Below are 23,769 nucleotides of genomic sequence, written 5' to 3'. Positions count from 1 at the left end.
ATCGCATCGACGGTGCGGCTGGAACTTGTGGCAACCCACCCTGCCCGGGGCCGGGTTACCGCGCCACACCGTCATCCCGGTGGATCTGTTCTTCACTGAGCCCGCCGGATCACCGAACCGCACCCACGGCTCCGGTGTCGGGGTGTGTTCGCGAGCGATCCGGGAGCCACGTGTCCTATTCGGTGGGTGGCTAGTGCGTGCTCTCCTGTCGTAACGTCGCAGTAGAGCGAAATTCCAGGAGGTCCCTGATGGCCGCAGCGCGCATTCCATATCAGCGGGGCAGTCGTGGCTCCCGACTGACGCGAACAGCGAGATTCGGTCATGAGTGACCGGGCGCCGTTCCTGATGACCGGTGTGGGCGGCGGTTACAGCAGCATCAGCCGGCTGGTCGCGGAGCTGCTGCTGCGCAGTGGCGAGCCCGTGCGGGCGATGGTTCATCGCGACGACGGCCGCGCCGATGCCTTACGGGAGCTGGGAGCGGACATCGTCGTTGGCGATCTGACCCGACCTGGAGACGTCGCTGCGGCGCTGGCGGGCGTGACGCGGGTGTTCTTCAACATGAGCGTCTCCGCGGACTATTTGGAGGCCGCCGCTGTCGTCTGCGCGATTGCCGACGAGCGGGGCGACCTCGAGGCGTTGGTGAACATGTCGCAGATGACGGTGTCGCAGATGACGTCGACCAGCACCGCGGAGTCGCGGCACCAACGACTGCACTGGCTCGCCGAGCGCATCATGAACTGGTCCGGTCTGCCCGTCGTCCATGTCAGACCCACGGTCTTCCTGGACAACCCGCTGTTCACCGTCGTGGCGAGCCGTTCGGTCGCCGAACACGGTGTTTTGGCTTTGCCGTTCGGTACCGGCAGGACGTCGCCCGTCGCCGCCACCGACGTCGCCCGTGTCATCGCCGCCATTCTTCAGGATCCAGCAGGCCGTGTCGGGCAGGTCTACGAGCTGACCGGTCCCGCCGTCCTGGACATAGACGGACTCGCCGAGCAGTACACCCGTGGCTTGGGTCGGCCGGTAACGGGATCCGATCTGCCCTACGGAAAGTTCGTGGACATCATGGGCGCGGTGCCCGGCATCTCCTCGCACACCGTGCAACACCTCCTCACGGTCGCCGCACTGCACCGCGACGATCGCTACAACCGGCTGACCACCGACGTCGAGGACGTGACCGGCGAGCCCGCGCAGTCGGTCGAGCAGTACGTCGCCGCACACCGCGAGCTGTTCTCGAAGTCGGCTGACTCCGGGTAGTACGGGCCGGGGTCATCGCGGTGGTGCGTCGAGCCGAGTCCATTCGTACGCCCATTGCCGCCTCCGGGTCCGGGTCGACACCGCGTGTACGAGTGCCGGGACGAGGACGATGCCGCCCGATCCGAGCGCCCATAACCCGCCCGCGGCGGTCACGGCCACCACCGTGTCTTCCCGGTTGCTTCGGATGGGGCCGGTGAGGTTGCCGTCGGCGCCGACGCTGATGGTGGTGGTCTGACCGGCCGTTGTGGTTCGTCTCCTTTCGATTGTGCGACGGAATCCGCCGCGGTGCATTCCCGTCGTGCGACGTCACCGCGCATCCCTCGACCTGCGCCACGCGTTGGATGCGATCACGTCGCATACTGTGCTGATGATCGTGGAACACGCACTGTTGTCCGTGGCACCCGCGAGGGTCGAGGAGTTCGAATCTGCGTTCCGGCAGGCCGAGTCGATCATTTCGTCGATGCCCGGATTCCTGCGACTGCGGTTGTCACGCGGCCTCGAGCGACCGAACGTCTATCTCCTGCTGGTCGAGTGGGAGGAACTTGAAGACCACACCGAAGGCTTTCGTCGGTCGAGCGAGTACCAGCAATGGAAGGAGCTGCTGCACCACTTCTACGAGCCCTTCCCGCTCGTGGAGCACTACGAGCCTGTCCGCGAAGTGTGATGTTTCGACGCCTCGCCGAGGCTGGCGCAACACGCGGACACCAGCCTTGTGGTGGCGGGACTGCCGCCGTCTCCGCAGGACGGGCAGACCATTGTGACGGTCTGTGCGATTTCGTCGACAGTGACGGTGAGCGGGACGGCGCACTGGCGGCACCACCTGTGTCGCGTGACGGCGTTGACGTGCGTCGGCGACGCGACGCAGTGGTGGATCCACCGTCGGTGCAGCGGGCACGTGGTCCGGTCGTCGGGGGACAAGCGCCGCGCATCCTCGGCAGCGTCTTCCCAGGCCAGTCGATCACCCAAGGTGGTCGACTGGGCCGGTACCAGCCCTGATGAGCGGTGGCGGCCCGGCGCGGGCCGGATCGCGCAGGACGTGGTCATGGGGTCACCTCGACGAGATCGAACCGGGAGTGCAATTGCGCCCAGGTGGCCCGGCGACGGCCGTCGTGGGTGCGGTACCCGCTGCCCGGCTCCGGAACCCAGGTCCGCATCAGATCGTCACGTACCGCGGGGCGGTCGGCAGGTTCGCAAGTGTGCGCCAGCGCGGCGACCAACCACACCCGGGAGGTGGTGCTGCCGGGGAATGCCGAGTGGGTATCCGCGGCAGATGGGTTCGTATTCATGGGTCGTCCTCACGTCGGTCCCGGTCGCGTACCCGTACTCGAAAATGGTTGCCCGTCAACGAGTTGCTGATCCGCGTGGGAACTTCTGTCTGACCTCATGATCCGCCGGACTGGGTGTGGCGGCCGTCTCATTTCCTGACACTGGGGGGCGGACGACTTCAGATGTCGATGCCGAATTCCTTGATCTTGCGGTAGATGGTGGCCCGTGAGATGCCGAGAGCTGTTGCTGCGGCCCGCTTGTTGCCGTGGTTCTCTTCGAGGCTGCGCACGATGGCGTCGCGTTCGAGGGCTTCGATCTGTGTGAGTGTGTGTCGGCTCAGAGCGCGGCACATCGGGGGTAGCTGCTCGACCTCGACGACACCGGAGCGCTGACGCTGGACCACCTCGTGCAGAACCTGCCGGAGCTCGGTGACGTTTCCGGGCCAGCTGTACTTGCAGAGTTGGCGCATCGCCGCAGGCGAGAGCGACAGGTCCGCGCCGCGACCGAGCTGCCTCAGCAGATGCGGTACCAAACTGTGAAGATCGTCGATGCGATGACGCAGCGCGGGCATGGTGACGGTATGACTGAAGTGGGGAAGGACCAGGTTGTCGAGGTCGGTGTTGTGATCGGTTCCGCCGATGGTCGCGCCGATCCATCCTGCGTGTTCGCGTCCTTGAACGAGGTCGGCGACTATCCGCAGCTGTGACTCGCCGAGGAGGTCGATGTCGCGCAGGATGACGCTGAATCGGTCTTGTCCGAGTTCCTGTTCGAGTGCCGGCAGACCGGCGCTGTCGCCTGCGAGTTCGGCCACCGTGAAGATCCGTGTGCGGATGGGAATATGTTCGATGGCAGCAGCTTTGAGGGCTGATCCGCGGCCGCTTCCGGCTTCGCCGGAGACGGTGACCCACTGTTGCTCGCGCGCGCAGCGGGCGATTTGCTGGCAACTACGGCGCCAGGACGCGCTGCTGCCGGTGATTCCGGGCAAGACGCGGATGCTCTCGAGAGCAGGGGATCCCGAGGTGGGGATCTCGAGCAGATGTACGTAGAACAAGGCCATCTGCCTCCGGGCCCCGGGCCCGAAGTCCTCAACCGATGACAGCCGGGCCGTCTGCCCACTGGGCAGGGCGACGATGTGTCGTTGGGTGGCGGGCGCGCCGCTCAGATCGACGGCGTGTTCCAGCAAAGCGCCCTGATCCTGGGCATCCAGCGCCACGCGTAGTTTTCGGTTGACGAGCACGACATCGTCTCCGAGCGCCAACACTCCTGTTCGGGGTGACCGCCGACAGGCCTTCAGATAGGCGTTGAGTAACGCGGTCTGGTCTGCACTGGCCTGTGCCAGCAGGCGGCCTTCGATCTGAGCCGTGGCGGATTTGGCGAGGGTGGCCAGTAGTGGGCCCCCGTCCTCGACCCAGCCGGTGAGGTCGAGTGCACCGACGAGGGCGCCGGACATCGGGTGGGTGATCGGGACACCGGCGCAAGCCAGTTGCCCGAGACAATCGGCGTAATGCTCGGCGCCGGTCACCAGGGTGGGCTGACGGGTTTCGAGTGTGGTGCCGATGCCATTGGTGCCGGCGAATTCTTCCGAGTAGCTGTAACCGGGTATCAGTTGGACGTCGTCGAGTGTGTGATTGAGTCTTCGGCTGGCGGTGATCCTGGTCAAGATCACTCCGTCGGCCGAGGTCAGGATGACGCTCACCGGTTCGTCGACCAGTCCGTCCGCGAGCTGCCGCAAGACGGGTTCGGCGGCCGCAACGAGAGGGCAGTCCAGGTTCGGCTCTCGCACGAACGGGAGGTCGAGCTGATCCGGGCGCACCTTGAGCGACTTCGATCGCTGCCACGAGTACGAGATGGGCTGGCGAACGGAACTGTCGAGGTCGTCGTCGGCGAGGAACAGCTCTCGCGCCCGCTGTAGATCCTTGCTGGTCATGCTGTGTTTACGCCCCGATTCTCCACCGCTCACGTAGTTGAGACTACGTCGTCTCGTTGTGAGACGGGTCTCAATATGAGACGGGGTGGTCGACGTCAGTGCGGGGACGGCCGTTTCGTCGGCCGGGATTCGCGGTTATCGACGTGGCCTTTCGCCGCTCGGGAAGGGGGATGATCAACTCGCTGCAGCCGCGCGGCGCACACGGCGAGAAGACGCTGCCGGAGGGCGTCGTCGAGGGGCGGGAAACGGCGCCCTGCCAAGACCTGCAGGCGTTCGAAGTACTGTGCCTCGGTCCACCCGAACGTGACGAAGATGTCTTCGGCGCTGCCGCCGCCGAACAACGCCCACCGGTTTCCGAACTCCACGACGATGTCGTCGTCCCGCTTCGACCGGACATGTGGTTTCGTGGGCGTCATATCGCGCGCCCCGAATCGAGAAGTTCGGTGGGGTCGAACGGTGCCGCGGGGCTGGTCCTGACCACGGTCATGCCTTGTCCTTCCACAGTGATGTATTTCGTCAGGTTGTGCACCGGACCGGGTTACCGGCTGATCTCCAGTTCGCCCATGCGGGACCAGTCGGTGCCGGGTAGGTCGGTATGGATGATTCGCGGTGTCTCACTCAGCGCCGGGCGCATCGCGTCCAAACCCTTCCGGAAGTGATCGGCGGCGACGTGGTCCGAGCCGGCCTGTCCGTCCCGGAACGCCTCGATCAGCACGAATTCGGCGGGATCGTCTGCGCTGCGGTGCCATTCGAACCAGAGGTTGCCCGGTTCGGATCGGGTCGCGTCGGTGAACTCCTGGGTGACGAGCAACCAGTCGTTCCGGTACTTGTCGAGAACCTTGAACTTCACCACGATGAAAATCACAATGACTCACTTTCTTTCGGACGGATTCCTCACCGCCGGAACGGGGGAGTGGGTCACCGCCTCGTAAGACCGTCGAGGCGGTGACCCACTGGCTTGCTCTAGTAGATATTCGACGGGCGAACCATGCCTTCGGCGAGATCGCCGAAGCCGGGTGCCATGATGGCACCGGGATTGCCCAGCACCTCTTCCACGACAGCGGTTTCCGTGGTGATCAGAAGTGCCGCGATCGAGGCCGCGCTTTCGAGGGCGGCGCGGGTGACCTTGAACGGATCGATCACTCCGTCGTCGAACATGTCCCCGTATTCACCGGTGAGGGCGTTGAAACCGTGCCCGAGCGGCAGACCGGCGACCACCTCGACGACGTCGTCGCCGTCGAATCCTGCGTTGATCGCGATCCAGCGCAGCGGTTCGGGCAGGGCGCGGCGCACGACGTCGCATCCGATGGCCTCGTCGCCGGCCAGGTCGAGGTCGGCCAGAGCCCGGTGTGATTGCGCCAGCGCGGTGCCACCGCCGGAGACGATGCCCGCTTCTACCGCGGCGCGGGTGGCGGCCAGGGCGTCCTCGACTCGCAACATCCGCTCCTTGAGCTCGACGCTGGTCGCGCCGCCGACGCGGATGACGGCAACCCGACCGGTGAGCCGGGCGATGCGCAGTTCGAGGCTTTCCTGGTCCGCTTCGATCCTGGCGCGCTCGTGCTGGGACTCGAGCTGGGCGATGCGGGCGTCGAGCAGGCGCTGGTCTCCGTGCCCGCCGACGATCGTGGTCTCGTTTTCGGTCACGGTGATGCGGTCACACGAACCGAGATGCTCGACACTGATTTCGGACAGTTCGATGCCGGTGTCCTTGGCGATCACGTGCCCACCCAGTGCCACTGCGAGGTCTTCGAGCTCGGCGACGCGGCGGTGCCCGAATCCGGGGGCCCGGACGACCACCGACTGCATCGTCTTGTGCATGTTGCCGCCGACGAGCAGTTGCAGGGCCGGCCCGTCGACTTCCTCGGCCAGTACCACCAGGGGGCGGTCGGCGCGCTTGGCCACCTCGATGCTCGGCATGATGTCCTGGACCTGGGTGATCTTCTTGTTGGTCAGCAGAATCAGCGGATTTGTGTGCACCGCTTCCATCCGCTCCGGGTCGGTGACCATGTAGCCGGAGATGTACCCGTGATCGAACTCGATGCCATCGACGATGTCGACCGACAGCCCGAGGGTGTCGCTCTCCTCGGTGGTGACGACCCCGGACTTGCCGACGTAGTCGACGGCCCTCGAGATGGCGTGCCCGATCACTTCGTCGTCGCTGGCGGCGAGGGTCGCGATCCGCTGCAGATCGCTCTGCCCCCCGATCTGGGAGGCCTGCTCGCGGAGGGAGTCGACGACCGCGGACACGGCCCGCTCGATGCCGCGGCGCACCCGCATGGGGTTGGCGCCGGCGTCGACGGACCGCAGACCCTCGCGGACCATCGCCTGGGCGAGCACGGTTGCCGTGGTGGTGCCGTCGCCGACCACACCATTGGTTTTCATCGCCACTTCCTTGACCAGCTGGGCACCCATGTTGGCGAAGGGTTCGCGGAGCTGGATCTCGCGGGCGATGGTCACGCCGTCGTTGGTGATCGTCGGTGGTCCGGTGAGCTTTTCGAGCACCGCGTTGCGCCCCTTGGGGCCGAGGGTCACCTTGACCGCATCGGCGAGGGCGTTGACGCCGTGCTCGAGCCGGGCTCGGGCGTCCGTGTTGTACCGCAGCTCTTTTGCCATGGCTGATGTTCCTTTCGTGCTTCGAGCGGAGGATGCGGAGTGCTACGGGACGAGAATCGCGCGGCCGCGCACCCGGCCGGCATCGAGATCGTCGAGTGCTTGCTGGAAGTCCTCGAGCCGGTACCGGGTGGTGTGCAGGGTGACCTTGCCCTGGGCGGCAAGGGTCATCAGCTCCTGGAGGTCGTTGTAGGAGCCGACGAGATTTCCGATGAAGTTGATCTCGGTGGAGATCACATCGATCGTGGGGACGTCGATGTTCTCGCCGTACCCGACGACGTAGTAATTCCCGGCGCGGCGCAGCATCGCGATCCCTTCCCGGGTCGCGCCGCCCTCGCCGACGAAGTCGACGACGGCTTCGGCGCCGTGACCGCCGGTCAGGTCGAGCACCTGCTGGATGTGGGTGCCGTCGGCGACGATGCCGTGGTCGGCGCCGATCTTCACGGCGAGTTCGACGGCCGCGGGGTTGCGGTCGAGCACGACCACGGTGACGCCGGAGATCGCCTTGAGGACCTGGATGCCGATGTGGCCGAGTCCACCGGCCCCGATCACCACGCACACGTCTCCGGGCCGAGTCGTCTTCGCGGCCTTGGCAACGGCGTGGTAGGCCGTCAGACCTGCGTCGGCGAGGGCGGCGACGTCGGCCGGTTCGAGCGAGTCGTCGATCCGGACCACGCTGCGGGCGGTGGTGCGCAGATATTCGGCGTACCCGCCGTTGACGTCGATGCCGGGGAACGTGCTGTTCTGGCAGTGGACGTCGTCACCGAAACGGCACGCCCGGCACAGTCCGCACGTGATGAGCGGGTGCAGGATCACCTTGTCGCCGACCGTCACGTTGGTGACGGCGTCGCCCACGGCGTGGACCCAGCCGGCGTTTTCGTGGCCGATCGTGTACGGCAGCGCGACACCGGACTTCGCCTCCCACTGTCCTTCGAGGATGTGCAGGTCGGTGCGGCACACGCCCGCGCCGCCGATGCGCACGATGACATCGAGGGGGCCCTCGATGGTGGGTTCGGGAATGTCGGTGAGCTGCAGCTTGGTGTGGTATCCCACCACTTGCACGGCCTTCATCGCGGACTCCTGGTTCTGAGGTTGGTGATTCGCGTTGTGGCGCCGACGGATTCGCTCTCGGCGTAACGGGTGGCGAGCAGGCCCCGGCAGAAGTGGGCGTTGCCTTCCATCGAGATTCGCACCGACTTGGCGAAGCGCAGCCGCATCGGCACCGACTCCGGGGGGATGCGCTTGCCGTCGTCGTCGACGAACACCCGGCTGGCCGGGCAGATGCTCAACCCGATGCCGATCCGGCGACGCAGCAGCGCGGCCTTGGCCCGTCCGGGAGCGAGGTCGCTGAGGGTGAGTCGGTAGATCTCGTTCACACCCACATCGGTAGTCTTCAGATGCGCCTCGACGCACCGCTCCATCGCCGCGGCGTGCGCCTTGGACCGGAACGTTCGGCGCAATTCGTGCAGACTGTCCTCCGCCTCGGCGCCGAACGTCCCGACGTATCCGGCGTCGGCCGCGAGGCCGGCGTTGATCTTGTCGCTGTCGTGATGGTCGTCGAGCAGCACCCGCACCTCGCCGATGTCCTCGACCAGGCGCAGGGCGTCGAGGGCGTCGGAGGCCATGAGGTAGGCGAAGTTCGGCGAGCAGAACGCGGTGGGCAGCCGCAGGTGCACGGTCACCCCGCCGTCGTCGAGGGTGACCGACCGGACGAAGCCGAGATCGGTGATCGGCTCGTCCAGTTCCGGGTCGGTGACCGTCGACAGGGCCATCAGGACGTCCTGGTCGGTGCAGACAACGGCGGCGGTCATGACGACACGGTTTCCCGCGCCCCGGCAGCGACCTCCACACCTTCCTGCCCGGCCGGCTCGGCCAGTCGGAGGTCCGCGGGAACGTCGATGTCGTACAGCGCCGCCGCGTTGAGGCCGAGGATCTTCTGCTTCTGCGGGGCGGTGATGGGGGCGTACTCGGTCTGCATGTCCTCGGGGATCTGGAAGTCGACGAACTTCTCGATCAGCCACTTCGGGGTCCACAGCGCGTAGTCGCTGCCGAACAGGATCTTGTCCTCTCCGATCCAGTAGAGCAGCTCGCCGATGATCTGGGCGAAGTAGCGGGGCCGGGTGTGGATGAACGGCAGGGCCACCGCCAGGCCGCCGTACACGTTCGACTCCTGGGTGGCGATCCAGCAGAAGTCCTCGAGCCGCGGCAACCCCACGTGCTCGACGACGAATCGCAGGTCCAGGTAGTCGGTGGCGACCTTGTCGACGTCGGAGACGTCGAAGGCGTCGCGGTCGAGGGGGCGGATCGTCGGACCCTTGTGGACGTGAATGTTCTTGATCCCCAGCGTGATGCACTCCTCGAGGTAGCGCCGCGACCACTTGTCGTCGAGTTTGTAACCGCGGGAGTCGCCGTGCCATTCGGCGGTGTAGAGCTTGACGCCCTGCAGGTTCATCCGGTCGGCATCCTTGCGGAGCTGTTCGAGCCCGGCCTCCTCGTGGCGGGGATCGTAGGCGTGGTTGTAGGTCAGTTTGCCGGGGTGCTTGGCGACCAGGGCGAGTGCTTCGTCGGTTCGCCCGAATCCGTTGTGGTAGAAGTCGCTGAGCAAGGTTGCTTGGAAGATCGCGTGATCGACGTATCCCTCCACGAAGATGTCACGCTCGAAGCGTTCGCTGCCGTAGTACGTGTAGGTGTCGTAGTCCCACACGACCTCTTCGGGGCTGAGATTCTTGTGATAGTCGTAGAAGCAATCGATGAACTGCTTGCCGTGCACGTTCTTCTGGTTCGACTCGCGGGCGTCCCAGACGTGTACGTGGCCGTCCACGATGAAATACTTCTCGCCGTTCTTCTCATACATGTTGGATGCTCCGGTTTCAATCGATGGGTAAAAATCGGGCCACGGCTCGCCGCAGCTGCGTAATTCACCGGCTGATGGTGACTTTGAGTGCGTCGTGGGTGTCTGCATGTGCAAAGACGTCGTACGCGTCCATCATTTGCTCGAGCCCGAACGAGTGAGTGCTGAACGTCCCGACGTCGATCTTCTCGTGGGCCACCAGATCCAGGAGGGTAGGAATGGTGGTGCCGTTGACAAGTCCGGTGGTGATCGTGATGTTGTTGATCCACAGATCTTCGAGGTGTAGATCGACAGGTTTGCCGTGCACACCGACGTTGGCGATGTTCCCTCCGGGACGTACCAGGGCAGTGCACAATTCGAAGGTTTCCGGGATTCCGACTGCCTCGATCACCACGTTCGCGCCTAGACCGTGAGTGAGTTCGAGGACGCGGGCCCGGACGTCCACCGTGCCACTGTTGATGGTCTCGTCCGCACCGAAGCCGAGTGAACGCTGGAGCCGAGCTTCGGAAAGATCGACAGCAATGACGGTCGCGGCGCCGTAGAGCCCTGCCGTGCGCATCGACGCCAGCCCGACCGGGCCCGCACCCACTACCACGACGGTGTCGCCAGGTTGCACTCGAGCGTACTGCACCCCGATCTCGAAACCGGTGGGCAGAATGTCGGCAAGGAAGATTGCCTGCTCGTTCGTGACGGCCTCGGGCAACACGTGCACGCTCGTCTCGGCGAAGGGCACGCGCACGTACTCTGCCTGCGTACCGTCGATCAGGTGTCCGAAGATCCACCCGATGCCACCGACGGAGGCGCAATGGGAGGGCATGGCGCATTTGCAAGGCCCGCACTTGCCGCAGGAGGTTATCGCCGGCACAAGCACCCGATCTCCCACTGCGAGTGACGTAACGGCCGACCCGACTTCGGTGATGACGCCGACTGCCTCGTGCCCGAGCACGCGACCGGCGGTAACAGCGGGCACATCACCTTTGAGGATGTGCAGATCGGTCCCGCAGATCGTCGTCGTATTGACACGCACTACTACATCGGTGGGGTCGACCAGGTGTGCGTCGGGTACATCGGTCCACGACATCGAGCCGGGGCCCTGGAACACAAGTGCTTTCACATCGATCTCATTCTCTGAAGGGTTGACGACGCACCCGCCGAAACCTGGGATGCCTCTCAGGCCACCGGCGCCGCCCACCAAGTCCGGTCGGGCGGCGCCGGCACGGTGCAATGTCGGTTCGTATCTACTGTGCTGTGAGGTCGAATCCGATGTACTCGGCGGCGTCCTCGGGGCTGGCGAACAGCAGGGTCTTCTCGTCGAGGTGGACCATGCGCCCGTAGTGGGTGGAGCTGATCTCCTCGAAGATGGAGCCGTCGAACTCCTGGCCGAGGGCGTCGGTGAGTTCCTCGTAGTCGAAGTCGAGCACCTTCTGGCCGTCGACGCGGATCATCGACGGGTACTCGGTCAGCTCGACACCGTCCTTGGCGCCCATCACTTCCGCGACGACACGGCCGATGGGGGTGTTCATCAAGGTGACGCCACACATGTTGGAGAACTCGGTGGACGATCCGAATTGCATGCTCACTTGTCCAACTCCTTGGGGATGTCGAGCCCGAGGTCCTCGAGCAGGGAACGGAACTTGTCGGTGGCGGCGTCGAAACTGGTGGCGAAGGTGATCGCCTTGTCGGCCGGCTGCGACCAGATCGGCTGCAGCGCCCGGGCGGCGTCGAGGCACCGTGGCACCCAGATCGAGAGCCAGGCGCCGAACAGCTCCTTGTTCGTCTCCCCGTGCTCGGGGTCTCGGGTGAGCAACCGGAACAGGTTGCGGGTGTAGGCGAGGTCGCGGTCGTAGTCGTGTTCGCCGGTGCCGACGATGGTGGGGGTGATGTAGTCACCGTTACCGGCGGCGATCTGCATGACCAATTCGCTGCGGAACAGGGTGCCAACCAGCTGCTCGAAGACGATGTTCGAGGCGAACAGCAGCTCACACCAGTCCGGAACCGCGGTGAGCCGCTCGACGACCTCGCGGGTGGGCTGCCACTCGGGTGCGGACTGCCAGACCTCCTTGTGGGCGGTGCCGTCGAAGTCCTCGGTGGCCTCGGACAGGTCCAGGTTGAACAGGGCCAGGTCCTGGGCGAAGCGCATCTTGTGGGCGGCGTTCACCGCGACGGCGGTGTTGATCATGTTCGTCGGGCAGGACCGCTGGATCGAGGTGAACACGTGCAGCGCCAACCCGTTCTCGGCGTGCATCCAGGCCCCCAGGTTGCGGGAGATGAACGTCAGCCACGGGGTGTTCCAGGCGTCGTAAACTCGGGCACGCTTGGCGTTGGACAGGCACAACTCGACCTGATGGACCACCTTGGAGTTGTTGCGGAAGATGGTCTGGTCCCACTCCTCGTTCGGGTCGAGGAAGGCGTGCCAATTCGACGACTTCGCGGCCGTCCACTCCTGTGGGTAACCGCCGGGTCCGTCACCGAAGCCGTAGATCCAGCCCTGCGAGAGGTGACGGTCGGGGTCGGGCTGCACGTCGACGGTCACGTCCTCGTACATCGTCGACCGCTTCTTGGCCGGCGTGTAGTAGCTGAACGAGCGGCTGCGGGAGCTGGGGAACTCCAGCGCACCGGCTTCGGAGTCGGTGAACTCGATCTTCGGAAAGCTGCGTTGCTTGGACTCGGAGGTTGCGGTCATCTCGTTTCTCAGTTCTGTCGGTGAAGCAGGAAAGTGGTTTCCCAGGACGTTTATTCGAAGGCGGGGCTGGTGAACTTGTCGTAGAAGATCTGGTCGTGCGGGGTGCCCTTCGCCTCGAGCAGTGCCAGGGCGGCGTCGACCATCGGCGGCGGCCCGCACAGGTACACCTCGGCCCGCCCGAGCTCGGGTTCGCTGCAGCTGACGACGTCGGTGACGTTGCCGTCCTCGACGGTGATCGCACCCACCGGCGGCGGGTCCATCGATTCGGACAGGCAGGCCACGAAACTGAAATCCTTCAGTCCCTGTCCGAGTTCGAGGATCTCGTCGAGGTAGAACAGGTCCTGCGGGGTGCGGGCACCGTAGTAGAAGTGCACCTGCCGGGTGTTGCCCGTCTCGCTCATGTGCCGCAGCAACGACAGCAGCGGAGCCATCCCCGCGCCGCCGCCGATGAAGACCATCGGCAGAACGTGGCCTTCCTTGATGGTGAACGACCCGTACGGACCGGTCAGGGCGATCTCGTCACCCACCGAGATCCCGTCCTCGAGCAGGCCGGCGAACTTGCCGCCGGGGTACTTCTTGATGAGGAATTCGACGTGCCCCGGCGTCGATTGGGTTGTCGCCATGGAGAAGGACCGATGCTCGTCGGTGCCCGGGATGTGCAGGTCGGAGTATTGACCGGGTTTGAATTCGTACCCCGCGGGTTCGACGGGCGCCAGTCGCAGCGACACGATGTCCTTGGTCATCGACTCGATCCCGGTCACCTGGGTGCGCACATCCTGGATGGGGACACCGCCCAGGAGTTCGTCCTCGTCGAAATTGAGCAGTTCGATCGTGCAGTCGCTGTATGCGGTTGAGCGGCACAGCAGCACGTGCCCCTCGTCGACCTCGGCGTCGTTGCACGCAAATGTCGAGTAGTCCTCCATCTGGATATCGCCGTCGAGGACAAAGGATTTGCAGGCCGAGCAGCGTCCCTCGCGGCAGCCGTGCATCAGGTGGATGCCTTGCCGGAACGCGGCATCGAGGATGTACTCGTCTTCGCCGACTTCCATCTCGATGTCGACGGGCTCGAAGTTGATACGGTGCTTGTCGGCCACGGGGTCTCTCCTGGACTCGTGAAGTGAATGGTGAAGCGGTGGGTGGCGCCGGAGTGGCCGCGGCGCCACCCACCGGGCCTTGAATCAGGCCGGAACCGTGCCGCCGGCGCGGTACGCGGCGATGTGCGCGTTGCGTTCGGCGTCGGACATCTGGTTCAGCAGCACGTTCGGACTCTGGAAGGTGTTGCCTCGTACGTCGTCCAGAGTCCACATCTTCTTCGGGTCGTCCAGATGGAGGTGCGGCTGACCGATGAGGGTCTTACCGTCGTCGCGCACGTAACCGAGGTCCTGCACGATGTCAGCGAGATCCTTGCCGTGATGGAGGGTCTCCCACTCCCGGAATCCGGTGAGACGCCCCATATTCGGGGTTTCCCGGCCCTCGTACTCGCTGCGGAACGCGACCGCGTCGGTCCAGTAGCAAGTCTCCGAGCAGTAGGTCCGCCACTGGTCGTCGACCTTCTCCACGACCATGTCCTCGCGGATCAGGGCCGGCACCATGCAGGTCCAGCACCGGTGCGGGTACTGGTACCCGACCTCCTCGAACGCGATCGGCTTGTTACGGCCGGGGTAGGCGAGGCGGTTGTACTCCTCCCACCACTTGCCGTACTTCGAGTACCAGCCGGGGTACTTGTGCTCGAACCATTCGAAGTCCTTGTCGGTCATCGTGTCGATCCGCCAGTAGTTCACCGGCCAGCCGGTGGCGAAGAACCGGGCCACCTCGTGGACGTAGCCCTTCTCGGTGATCCGCTTCCACGACTCCTCGACCAGGTCGTGCGGGATCGTCAGGCCGTACTTCTCGAGCGGGATGAGGTAGCTGCGGTAGTAGTCGTCGTAGATCCACCGCCGCCACATCTCGGCGTAACTTTCGCGGTCCTTGCGGCGGTCCTTCGTGCCGTACTCGATGAAGGTGCCGATCGCTGCGTCGACGACACAGTGGTTGTTCCACCATGCGTACCGCAGATCCCGTTCGAGCAGCGGCCGGTTGCGCTCGTCGGCGAGCGCCATCAGCAGGATCGAATAGCCGTTGGAGATGTGCCGGGACTCGTCGGATTGCACCGAGTGGAACACCGTCGGCAGCAGGTAGTCACCGTTGGCGGCGGCCTCGTCGGGCATCGCGACGAACAGGGTGTTGGTAAACGCGGTCTCGGCGACCACGGTCAGGTAGATGTTCGCGGCGGTGATTGCGTCACCGGTGATGAACCCTTCGCCGAACTGCCGGCCGATAGTGCCCGCGTAGTTGTTCGAGAACGCCTTCTCGGTGATGTCGAACCCGGCGGGATCGATGTAGTTGTTCATGTACAGCTTCTTGAGGTTCATCTGGATCGTCGAGTGACGTACCTCGTCGATCATCTGCACCGCCAGCCCGTTGTGGATTTCCGGGTTGGGGACGGCGTCGATGGCCATCGGCATCGCTCGGGCCGCCGAGATCTCCGGGAACGGAATGATCGACAGGAACAGCTTCTGCCATTCGAGCCACCGCTGCTGCACCTGGCGGAACATGTTGCCGCGGATGGCACCGTCCATGGCGCCGTACACGCGGTTGTCCTTCTCTTCCTCCATCGGGAAGTAGGACCGCATGATCTGCTTGAGAGGGTCCTTCTTCGGAGCCTTCTCGAAGGTGTAGTCGGTGCCGAACCGGGTGGCCGGGGTGGCGAATGTCGGATCCCATGACAGTTCGGTGATCTTCGCGTGGGCCTTTGTCAGGCTTTGCCTACTCAATGTGCGCCTCCTGGATCGTGAGCCGGCCGGGTGCCGACTGTGGGGGGACGTTGTGGAAATTGATTGAACCCCGTGATCCAGCCCTCATTCGTCTCAGTGTGAGACGCAAGTCACTTCCGAGTGGGCGGTGGCTGCCTACACTTGCCCCGCGCCGCGGCAGACCCTCACACCCTCTATCAGCCGACACAGGAGACCAGAGCGAGTGACCCCACAGCCCTCCAGCACGTCGCACCACCGCACGACGCGAAATTCGAACTCGGACTCCGAGTTGGCTCCGGCCTCGAGTTCGCCTACGGGATCGGACCACCTTCGTCTGAGCACTTGGCTTCGGGTGTCCTGGTCGCGATCTCGGCAGGCGTTGGGCGACGACGACCGGCCCAACGCTGCATACGTCGAGCGCTCGACCACCGATACGGTGCTCGAGCGAGCCGCCCGATCCGTGCTGCCCGCATTGGCGGCCGACATCGAAAACGAGCCGGTATCACTGATTCTCACCGACTCGAACGGCATCGTGCTCTCCCGCACCGCCGGCGACAGCACCTTGCTCACCGCACTCGACCGAGTCGACCTCGCCCCGGGCTTTCGCTACGCGGAAACCCAGGTCGGCACCAACGGAATCGGCACCGCGCTCGAGGTCGGCCGACCCCTCCTGGTGGACGGAGACCAGCACTTCAGCGGCCCGCTCCGGTCCTTCTCCTGCGCGGGGGCTCCGGTGACGCACCCCATCACCGGAGCGATCCTCGGGGTCGTGGACCTGACCACCGCCTCGCAGAATTCCAACACCCTGTTGCTGTCCTTCGCCACACTCGCCGCGGCCCGCCTCCGTGAGCGCATGCTGGACGACGCAACCGAACCGGACCGGGCGATCTTCAGTGCCTACCGGTCCGCATGCCGACGTTCCAGCCGACCCGTCGTCGCCGTCGGTGACGAGGTCGTGATGATGAACTCGCTGACGCGGCAACAATTCGACTCACCAGACCAGATGGCGATTCTCGAACGCACCCGAGACATCGGCGGCGAAACGAAACCGATCACGATCCTCACCGACCTGCCCAGCGGAACGGTCGTACGCCTGAGTTACGAGCCGACATTCACCGGTGGCCGGCTGGCCGGAGGAATCGTCCGGATCACGAAACAGGTTGCTTCGCCCAGTTTTTCCATCCCGAAGGTGAGCGCGTCCACCCCGCCCTCGATCGCCGGTACCAGCCCGCTCTGGCGGCATACGGTCCATTCGGTTGTCGAGGCCTGCCGGCGACAGGACTGGCTCGTCGTCGACGGAGAACCAGGAGTGGGCAAGACAGCCCTGATCCGAGCGGCGCACCAACTCGTCCCGAACCGAAGACTTGCCGTACTCGATGCCGGCGAGATCGGCGGCGACGACCTCCTCACCCAGGCCTCCGTCGAACTCGGCAGCGGATCCGACCTGGCAATACTGCACGCACACGCCATGAGCGAGGCTCATCTCGCCGCACTCGCGGACCTACTGCAGGGCCCCCACGCGCAGGAGCCACCTCTCAGACCGTGGGTGGCGCTTACCCGGTATCCCCAGGACTCGACCGACACCAGTTCACTGCTGCGCATGTTCCCCAAATCGGTCACGGTGCCACCCCTGCGGCACCACCTGGACGATATTCCCGATCTTGTGCGCAGCCTGCTCGACACCCTGGGGGCCACCGGCCTCACCCTGGCTCCGGCCGCCTCGAATCAGCTCGCGCGTCTGGCGTGGCGCGGAAACGTCACCCAGCTGAAGAAGGTTCTCGAGGACACCTACCGGCGGCAACGGTCCGGCATCGTCGAACTCGACACCCTGCCTCCCGCATGCCGTTCCACTACACGCCGAACGTTGACCAGGATGCAGGCGCTCGAGCGGGACGCGATCGTGGACGCGCTCGCGCTTCATGCCGGCGACAAGACGGCCGCCGCCACCGCCATCGGCATGTCCCGAGCGACGATCTACCGCAAGATCCGCGAATTCGGAATCGTGCCCTGAACGACCCGGACCCCGGGAATGTCAAATTGAGACACCGCTGCGCTCTGCCCTGAGGGATGCTCTCGCCGAACCACATTCACCCGCCCAGCCTCGGGTGTCAGACAGGAGAAATCGATGACCAACCCGAACGGACTCACCACAGTCGCCGGTGCACCGGTACCCGACAACCAGAACAGCCTCACCGCCGGCGCACGCGGTCCGATGCTCCTGCAAGATGTCTGGCTTCTCGAGAAGCTCGCGCATTTCGACCGCGAAGTCATCCCCGAACGCCGCATGCACGCCAAAGGCTCGGCCGCGTTCGGCACCTTCCGCGTCACCCACGACATCACCGCACACACCAACGCCGCCGTATTCTCGGAGATCGGTAAGCGGACCGAAATCTTCCTGCGTTTTTCCACCGTGGCCGGCGAGCGCGGCGCAGCCGACGCCGAACGCGACATCCGCGGATTCGCCGTCCGCTTCTACACCGAGCACGGCAACTGGGACGTCGTCGGCAACAACACCCCCGTCTTCTTCTTCCGTGACCCCCTCAAATTCCCCGACCTCAACCACGCGGTCAAGCGCGATCCGAAGACCAACCTCCGCTCTGCGGAAAACAACTGGGACTTCTGGACCAATCTCCCGGAAGCGCTGCACCAGATCACCATCGTGATGTCCGACCGCGGCATCCCCGACGGCTACCGGCACATGCACGGATTCGGGTCACACACCTTCTCGTTCGTCAACGACGCCGGAGACCGCTCCTGGGTGAAATTCCACTTCCGCACCCAGCAGGGCATCAAGAACCTCACCGACGAAGAAGCCGCCGCCGTCGTCGCCGGCGACCGCGAGTCGGCGCAACGCGACCTCTTCGACGCGATCGAGGACGGCAACTACCCGAAGTGGACCCTTTTCGTGCAGATCATGCCGGAAGCCGACGCCCAGACCTACCGCTACCATCCGTTCGACCTCACCAAGGTGTGGTCCAAGAAGGACTACCCCCTCATCGAGGTCGGGGAACTCGAACTCGACCGGAACCCGGAGAACTACCACGCCGACGTCGAGCAGGCCACCTTCTCCCCGGCGAACGTCGTCCCCGGCATCGGATTCTCACCGGACCGCATGCTGCAGGGCCGGCTGTTCTCCTACGGCGACGCCGCCCGCTACCGGCTCGGTGTCAACCACCACCAGATCCCGGTCAACAGCCCCAGGGGCGCAACCCACGTCAATTCCTTCCACCGCGACGGTGCCATGCGCGTCGACGGGAACCAGGGCAGCGTCCCGAGCATCGAACCCAACTCCCACGGCCGATTCGCGGACCAGCGCAGCTACGCCGAACCGCCACTCGAAGTCGGCGTGGTCGCCGACCGGTTCGACTACCGAGCAGACGACGACAACTACTTCGAACAGCCCGGGAACCTCTTCCGCAGCATGAGCGCCGAGCAGCAGACCGTGCTGTTCGAGAACACCGCCCGTGCCATCACCGGAGCGTCGGCCGCCGTCATCGAGCGCCACATCGCCAACTGCACCCAAGCAGACCCCGCCTACGGCGAAGGCGTGCGAAAGGCCTGTGAAGCCCTCGGCACCTTGTAAGTCGCGGCATCCCGGCCCGCGGTCTGCGCGAATCGCCGCCAGATCACGGGTGGGGCCCGCACCGACCAACCAGTCGACCCCCGTCGTCGCGGCTATCGGACCGCGTTCGGCACCGCACCCTCACCGGAGACCGGGCCGCGTCCGTCAGCGGGTCCCCGCGGCACCGTGAAGGTGGCTGTCACGCACAGAATCGCAATCGCGAAGCAGGCGAGGGTATACCAGAGATTTCCGATGGGATCGCCATTGCTCGTGACGCCGTCGACAGCGCCGAAGTAGCTGGGCAACGCGGTCACCCACAGAACGCCCATCACGCCGAGGTAGACCACGCTGTAGACACGGACGAAGTCGTTGGAGTAAGTGGGAATGTCGGACGTCCCCCGGCGCAGCCGCGACCACTGCCGGACCAGGATCGGGATCGCGACGAGCACGACGACGACCAGTTCGGTCGCGTACAGAATTCCCCGGACCGTGGTGCTCTCCATTCCGAGGACCGTCGCCGGGATCGGGAGGATGAACGTGCCCGCCGACGCCAGGAGACCGATCACGATCGTGCGCCACACCAGTTCGAGTCCGGCGAAGTCCCGACCCCGGTCGGCGTAGCGACCCACGAAGAACTGAACGCACAGGGCCAGCGACATCGGCCACAGGGCCGCGAATACCACCACGCTGGGCAGTGGGACCGAGTCGAACATGGGCTGGTTGACCGGGTTGGTCGTCGACCATTCCCACCACCTCAGCTGCGGTCCGAGCTGGTCGAAGATCTCGTAGAACGCGTGGTGCACGAAGCCGACGCAGACCGCGCCGGCGAGTACGCCGTGCTTCCGGAAGACGCCGAGCATCCGGACGAGCTCGAAGGCCAGCGTCGCCATCAGCGGATAGATCGCGATGATGTACAGCGGCAGTCGGCCCCACAGGAAGTCCACGGTGAACACGTTGTGCGCGAACATCGTGTCCACGTGCTCTTCGATTCCGAAGGCCGCCGGAAAGTACAGCGGCGGCTCGATGACGAACAGGTACGCCGTGGCCCCGAACCAGAGCACCATCGTGGTCGGGTCGCCGTTGCGGCGCCAGCGCAGGATCGCGAAAACGAGCGCGAGCACCGACCCGACCACGATGGTGAGCTCGAGAACCGGCAGGGTCCAGTTCTCCAGTGCCAACGGGTTACGGACCTCGACGAGCCCGCCGGCCTCGGCGCAGGAGAAGCCGAGCGCTGTCGAGAGTTGATCGAAGGTGGGGGAGCAGAGATCGGCCATCAGTTGACCACCGCCGGGACGGGATCGGTGCGGCGTTCGCGCGATTCTGCGGTGTACCAGCGGGTGCAGTCGTAGCCTGCGTCGTAACGGGTGAACCACTTGTCGGCAAGCGTGGGCAGCTTTGCGTGGGTGGGGTCGTGGTTCGGCATCTGACTACGGACGATGCCGGCGAGGGCGGTCAGCTGTTCACCGCGCGGGAGGTCGTCGAACGCACGAGGCATGACGCCTTTGCTCAGGTAGGGCGCGAACGAGGTGAGCACTTTCTGCTTCGTGCGGTGCGTGGCGAACATCGACATCGAATCGACCTTCCGCTCCTTGATCGGCACATGCTGGTTGAAGCCGGCGCAGGCGATCCGCATCACCTTCATCACATGTGTGAAGATCGACGGTGCCATCCGCATCCGGTACAGCTCTTCCCCGACAAGTGAATTGAAGATGATCATTGCTGAACTCCGGTGTTCGACCTCCTCGACGAAGTGCCAGATGAACAGGGACGCAACCCGGTCGTCTCCCGGGCGGAAGAGGGTCGCGTCGTTGTCGAGCATCAGTTTGAACACCGGCGTGAAGGTCGCTTCCAGATCCGCGGTGTAGGCGAGTCGGTAGTTCAGAGTGGTCGCCTCGGTGAGCAGGTCGTATTCGCCGATCACGGCGTCGAGGGTGTTCTGGAGCCCCGGGTATCGCTTGATCAGCGCTTTGACGTGCTGGCGATGCGCGGTCGAGTGGTGGCCCTCCTGACGCATGAACGCCATGGCCTCTTCTGCGACCTCGGGATCGGTCATCCGTGGTTTGGCCTGCATGATCGCCTTGACGATCATCTTCTCGAAGCCGACGGCCAGGAACGAGATCGCGTTCGACATGCTCGACCAGGCCGGGTTGTCGGGGTTCCACAGGAACGGGACGTCCTGCTCGTCGAACGCGAAATCCATCTTTCGGGGGTGCAGGTCGGTCATGTGGGATACCTCGTCTCGTGCGGCATGAGTGGGCTGCAGCCTCTGGGTAGGTAGAGACCCGAGCGTTTAACAACATACACACATCGATGAACTTGTATGATTACGTTTCGGCGAATCCCTCGAGAGCGTCCGCGAAGCAGGGCTTCGGAGCGGAGGGGAATGTGTGCGCGGTAACCTCTGAGTCCGGGTCGGACGGTGCGCCGACAGCCCTTGCACGACGTTCGGGCCCAACGGCGCGTTGTGAGAGGTAGGGAAAGAAGTGGCTGGCAGGCGTGGGTGGGGTGGCAGTCCGCCTGGAAGTGACGAGGAAGCGTCCCGGCGAATCGTCGCCGCCGCAGTCGAGCTCATCAGCCGGAAAGATACGGCGATCAGCATCGCCGACGTTGCGGAATCCCTCGGCGTCATCCGGCAGACGGTGTACCGGTACTTTCCCAGCACCGACGCCCTCCTGCGAGCCGCAGCCATCGCCGCCGTCGCCGGATTCCTCGACCGCCTCACAGAACATCTCGTGGGTATCGAGGACCCCGCTGACGCTGTGGTCGAGGCCGTGATCTACACGCTCAACGAAGCGCCCCGCATTCCGCAGCTCGGCATCATGCTGTCCGGTTCTCATTCCCACACCGAGGGGATCACGTCCGACGAAGCCCTCTCCTTCGGGATGACGATGATCAGACGCTTCGACGTCGACTGGGAGCGGCACGGCTACGACGAGGCCGACCTGCGTGAGCTCGTCGAATATCAGCTGCGGACGATGCAGTCGTTCTTCATCTCGCCCGGAAACCCGCCGCGTAGCCAGGACGAACTGCGTGCGTATCTCCGACGGTGGGTGGGATCAACGGTCGCCGTCCCACACAGGCCGGCCTAGAGGCCGGGCGGCGATCTGCCGCGGGAACATGGTGGGCTGCCGGCGACCCCGGCGCGCCGACAGCCGCGCTGGTCACGGTCGTATCTGTGTAGCGAGGTGGGGATGGTGTCGCCCGTGCAGGCTGGCCATGCGCTGCGAAGGCCGGTGGTGCCCCGAAGTTTGTCCGCGGAGTCCTTCCCACTCGGGGAACGTGCCCGGACGGCGACTGGTGAGGTGCCGGGTGTTGCTGGTGAGGTCGATCAGGCACCGAGCGGCGCCCTGCACGGAGAGGTGGTGCCGTCGTGCCACGTCGAGCAGTTCGTCGAACGCCTGCGCATCACTGTAGCCGCGGCTGGTGATCAGCAGCGCCTTGGCAGTGGTCAAGAGTTCACGGTCGGAGGGCCCGCGGCGCCGGTCGAGGAAGCTTCGGGTGGGCCGCACGGGGTTGGGGTTCTCGGATTTCAACATCTGGCACCGTCCTTTGTCTACGAGATTCCCCCAGGTCGCGATCTCGTAAACGTGCGTACCCGAGTGCTGGTTCATGTGGTCGGACGCGTGAGGGTGGGATCGCGACCTCCGGGGAGGCCCGTCTGGGCCACGGTTATGACGACGTTGCCACTCTTGTGCCCGGTGTCGACATACCGATGCGCCTCGACGATGCGTTCCAGGGGATAGCTACGGTCGATGACGATCCGCAATGTGTCCGCTTCGAGGAGCTGCTTGATGTACGCCAAAGCGTCGTTCTTGCGGACGGACATACCGGTGACGACTTTCCGTCCGCCTCGGATCGACGTCCAGAGTTGCAGCACGTTGTTGTTCAGCCCGGATGTGGGAACGAAGCACCCGTGCTCGGTGAGCGAGCCCTTGCACCGCGCGAACGAGTTCCTGCCGATCGTGTCGAAGACGACGTCGTATGCGGCGGTGTTGGCGGTGAAATCCTCCGTGGTGTAGTCGATGACGTCGTCGGCGCCCAGGGATTTCACCAAATCCGTGTGGTGCGGACCGCACACTCCGGTGACCTCCGCGCCGAACGACTTGGCGAGTTGCACCGCGTAGGTGCCGACGCTGCCGGAGGCGCCGTTGACGAGGACCTTCTGGCCGGTTCGCACCTTCGCCTTGTCCCGAAGGAAGAACAGTGCGGTGGTGGCACCGTCGACGGCGGCGACGGCCTCCTCGTAGGTCTTGTTGACCGGCTTGAGTGCGAGCGAGGCGGTTTCCGGTAGGCACTTGTACTCGGCATAGGCGCCGATGTCGAACCCGGTGAACCCGAATACCTGATCGCCCGGCTGGAACCGGCGGACGTCCTTGCCGACGGCCTCGATCTCTCCGGCAAGCTCCAGGCCCAGAGTCCGCAGTTTCCTTCGTGGCCTTCGCAGCCCGAGGATCAACCGGCCCCACAGCGGCTCGCCGCGGCGCATCTTGCATTCGGCTGTTGTCACCGTTGTCGCGTGGACCTTCACCAGGACTTCGCCGTCCTTGGGTGTCGGCTTCGGGACCTGCGCGAGTTCGAGTACTTCGGGTCCGCCGAACCGAGTGTGGATGATCGCCTTCATCGCAGACCTCCTCGGCGGCGTTCCAGGTCGTCGCGCCTCGAACAAGCTCACGGCCAAGCATAGTTCTCCGGCATCCTCGTCGTGGGGTTGTGCTGGCGGTGCAGGGTGTCCACACCACACACCTAGGGTGTGTTTCCGCGCATGGCGATCCGCGGGACCGTAGTGGCGTCGGTATATCCGGCTGCCCCTGCCCACAAGGACCG

The 23,769-nt window shown here is 64.9% G+C and carries 22 protein-coding genes; 5 read left to right on the top strand and 17 right to left on the bottom strand.

Annotation, left to right across the window (positions count from 1 at the left end):
• Positions 1-321 precede the first annotated feature (321 nt).
• Positions 322-1,254, top strand: a complete 933-nt coding sequence (locus tag DTA22_RS02085; RefSeq protein ID WP_037231906.1) for an NAD(P)H-binding protein — start codon at positions 322-324, stop codon at positions 1,252-1,254.
• A 367-nt stretch (positions 1,255-1,621) separates the two neighbouring features.
• Positions 1,622-1,918 (top strand): antibiotic biosynthesis monooxygenase family protein, encoded by a 297-nt coding sequence (locus DTA22_RS02075; protein ID WP_037231957.1) that lies wholly within the window; start codon positions 1,622-1,624, stop codon positions 1,916-1,918.
• 376 nt (positions 1,919-2,294) lie between these two features.
• Here the strand turns inward: DTA22_RS02075 and DTA22_RS02065 are convergent, their stop codons facing one another.
• From DTA22_RS02065 to DTA22_RS02005, 13 genes are all read right to left on the bottom strand, one after another.
• Positions 2,295-2,540, bottom strand: a complete 246-nt coding sequence (locus DTA22_RS02065) for a hypothetical protein (protein ID WP_037231908.1) — start codon at positions 2,538-2,540, stop codon at positions 2,295-2,297.
• Between the two features lie 158 nt (positions 2,541-2,698).
• On the bottom strand, positions 2,699-4,447 hold the full coding sequence (locus DTA22_RS02060) for a sigma-54-dependent Fis family transcriptional regulator (protein ID WP_037231909.1): 1,749 nt from the start codon (positions 4,445-4,447) through the stop codon (positions 2,699-2,701).
• Between the two features lie 95 nt (positions 4,448-4,542).
• Positions 4,543-4,863, bottom strand: a complete 321-nt coding sequence (locus tag DTA22_RS02055) for a hypothetical protein (protein ID WP_112298356.1) — start codon at positions 4,861-4,863, stop codon at positions 4,543-4,545.
• Positions 4,864-4,985: 122 nt separating this feature from the next.
• On the bottom strand, positions 4,986-5,312 hold the full coding sequence (locus tag DTA22_RS02050; protein ID WP_037231914.1) for a putative quinol monooxygenase: 327 nt from the start codon (positions 5,310-5,312) through the stop codon (positions 4,986-4,988).
• Between the two features lie 98 nt (positions 5,313-5,410).
• A complete protein-coding gene (gene groL, locus DTA22_RS02045; RefSeq protein WP_037231915.1) occupies positions 5,411-7,060 on the bottom strand; it encodes a chaperonin GroEL in 1,650 nt (549 codons plus the stop codon).
• Positions 7,061-7,102: 42 nt separating this feature from the next.
• Positions 7,103-8,128 carry an NAD(P)-dependent alcohol dehydrogenase gene (locus DTA22_RS02040; RefSeq protein ID WP_037231917.1) on the bottom strand — a complete coding sequence of 342 codons (1,026 nt, stop codon included), beginning with the start codon at positions 8,126-8,128 and terminating at the stop codon, positions 7,103-7,105.
• Positions 8,125-8,868, bottom strand: coding sequence for an iron-sulfur cluster assembly protein (locus DTA22_RS02035; protein ID WP_037231918.1), 744 nt, complete (start codon positions 8,866-8,868; stop codon positions 8,125-8,127). The genes DTA22_RS02040 and DTA22_RS02035 overlap by 4 nt, the downstream gene beginning before the upstream one ends.
• Positions 8,865-9,911: an amidohydrolase family protein gene (locus DTA22_RS02030; protein WP_037231920.1), complete on the bottom strand. Its 1,047-nt coding sequence runs from the start codon at positions 9,909-9,911 to the stop codon at positions 8,865-8,867. The genes DTA22_RS02035 and DTA22_RS02030 overlap by 4 nt, the downstream gene beginning before the upstream one ends.
• Before the next feature lie 64 nt (positions 9,912-9,975).
• Positions 9,976-11,022, bottom strand: coding sequence for a zinc-binding dehydrogenase (locus DTA22_RS02025; protein ID WP_112298355.1), 1,047 nt, complete (start codon positions 11,020-11,022; stop codon positions 9,976-9,978).
• A 124-nt stretch (positions 11,023-11,146) separates the two neighbouring features.
• Positions 11,147-11,488, bottom strand: a complete 342-nt coding sequence (gene mimD, locus DTA22_RS02020; RefSeq protein WP_037231923.1) for a propane 2-monooxygenase effector subunit MimD — start codon at positions 11,486-11,488, stop codon at positions 11,147-11,149.
• A complete protein-coding gene (locus tag DTA22_RS02015) occupies positions 11,485-12,591 on the bottom strand; it encodes an aromatic/alkene monooxygenase hydroxylase subunit beta (protein WP_037231925.1) in 1,107 nt (368 codons plus the stop codon). Before DTA22_RS02015 ends, mimD begins: the two co-directional genes overlap by 4 nt.
• Positions 12,592-12,641: 50 nt before the next feature.
• Positions 12,642-13,685: an FAD-binding oxidoreductase gene (locus tag DTA22_RS02010; RefSeq protein WP_112298353.1), complete on the bottom strand. Its 1,044-nt coding sequence runs from the start codon at positions 13,683-13,685 to the stop codon at positions 12,642-12,644.
• Positions 13,686-13,769: 84 nt separating this feature from the next.
• Positions 13,770-15,404 carry a ferritin family protein gene (locus DTA22_RS02005; RefSeq protein ID WP_037231929.1) on the bottom strand — a complete coding sequence of 545 codons (1,635 nt, stop codon included), beginning with the start codon at positions 15,402-15,404 and terminating at the stop codon, positions 13,770-13,772.
• 358 nt (positions 15,405-15,762) lie between these two features.
• Between DTA22_RS02005 and DTA22_RS02000 the strand changes: the two genes are divergently transcribed.
• Together DTA22_RS02000 and DTA22_RS01995 are read left to right on the top strand one after the other, a co-directional pair.
• Positions 15,763-17,394 (top strand): sigma-54-dependent Fis family transcriptional regulator, encoded by a 1,632-nt coding sequence (locus DTA22_RS02000; protein ID WP_112298352.1) that lies wholly within the window; start codon positions 15,763-15,765, stop codon positions 17,392-17,394.
• Positions 17,395-17,508: 114 nt separating this feature from the next.
• Positions 17,509-18,966: a catalase gene (locus tag DTA22_RS01995; RefSeq protein WP_112298351.1), complete on the top strand. Its 1,458-nt coding sequence runs from the start codon at positions 17,509-17,511 to the stop codon at positions 18,964-18,966.
• A gap of 92 nt (positions 18,967-19,058) precedes the next feature.
• Here DTA22_RS01995 and DTA22_RS01990 read toward each other — a convergent pair whose 3' ends face one another.
• Both DTA22_RS01990 and DTA22_RS01985 read right to left on the bottom strand, forming a co-directional pair.
• Positions 19,059-20,219, bottom strand: a complete 1,161-nt coding sequence (locus tag DTA22_RS01990) for a hypothetical protein (RefSeq protein WP_037231931.1) — start codon at positions 20,217-20,219, stop codon at positions 19,059-19,061.
• Positions 20,219-21,169, bottom strand: a complete 951-nt coding sequence (locus DTA22_RS01985) for a metal-dependent hydrolase (RefSeq protein WP_037231932.1) — start codon at positions 21,167-21,169, stop codon at positions 20,219-20,221. Before DTA22_RS01985 ends, DTA22_RS01990 begins: the two co-directional genes overlap by 1 nt.
• Positions 21,170-21,428: 259 nt before the next feature.
• Between DTA22_RS01985 and DTA22_RS01980 the strand changes: the two genes are divergently transcribed.
• Positions 21,429-22,034 carry a TetR/AcrR family transcriptional regulator gene (locus DTA22_RS01980; protein WP_037231934.1) on the top strand — a complete coding sequence of 202 codons (606 nt, stop codon included), beginning with the start codon at positions 21,429-21,431 and terminating at the stop codon, positions 22,032-22,034.
• A 72-nt stretch (positions 22,035-22,106) separates the two neighbouring features.
• On the opposite strand, the gene DTA22_RS01975 is transcribed toward DTA22_RS01980, so the two are convergent.
• A complete protein-coding gene (locus DTA22_RS01975) occupies positions 22,107-22,481 on the bottom strand; it encodes an ANTAR domain-containing protein (protein ID WP_112298350.1) in 375 nt (124 codons plus the stop codon).
• A gap of 71 nt (positions 22,482-22,552) precedes the next feature.
• Complete coding sequence (locus DTA22_RS01970; RefSeq protein WP_112298349.1) at positions 22,553-23,566, bottom strand: NAD(P)-dependent alcohol dehydrogenase; 1,014 nt, start codon at positions 23,564-23,566, stop codon at positions 22,553-22,555.
• Positions 23,567-23,769 lie beyond the last annotated feature (203 nt).

It is taken from the genome of Rhodococcus wratislaviensis (genome assembly GCF_900455735.1).
GTDB classification, from domain to species: Bacteria; Actinomycetota; Actinomycetes; order Mycobacteriales; family Mycobacteriaceae; genus Rhodococcus_F; species Rhodococcus_F wratislaviensis.
Note: the sequence above shows the minus strand (reverse complement) of the source record. Positions and strands in the feature narration are given on the sequence as shown.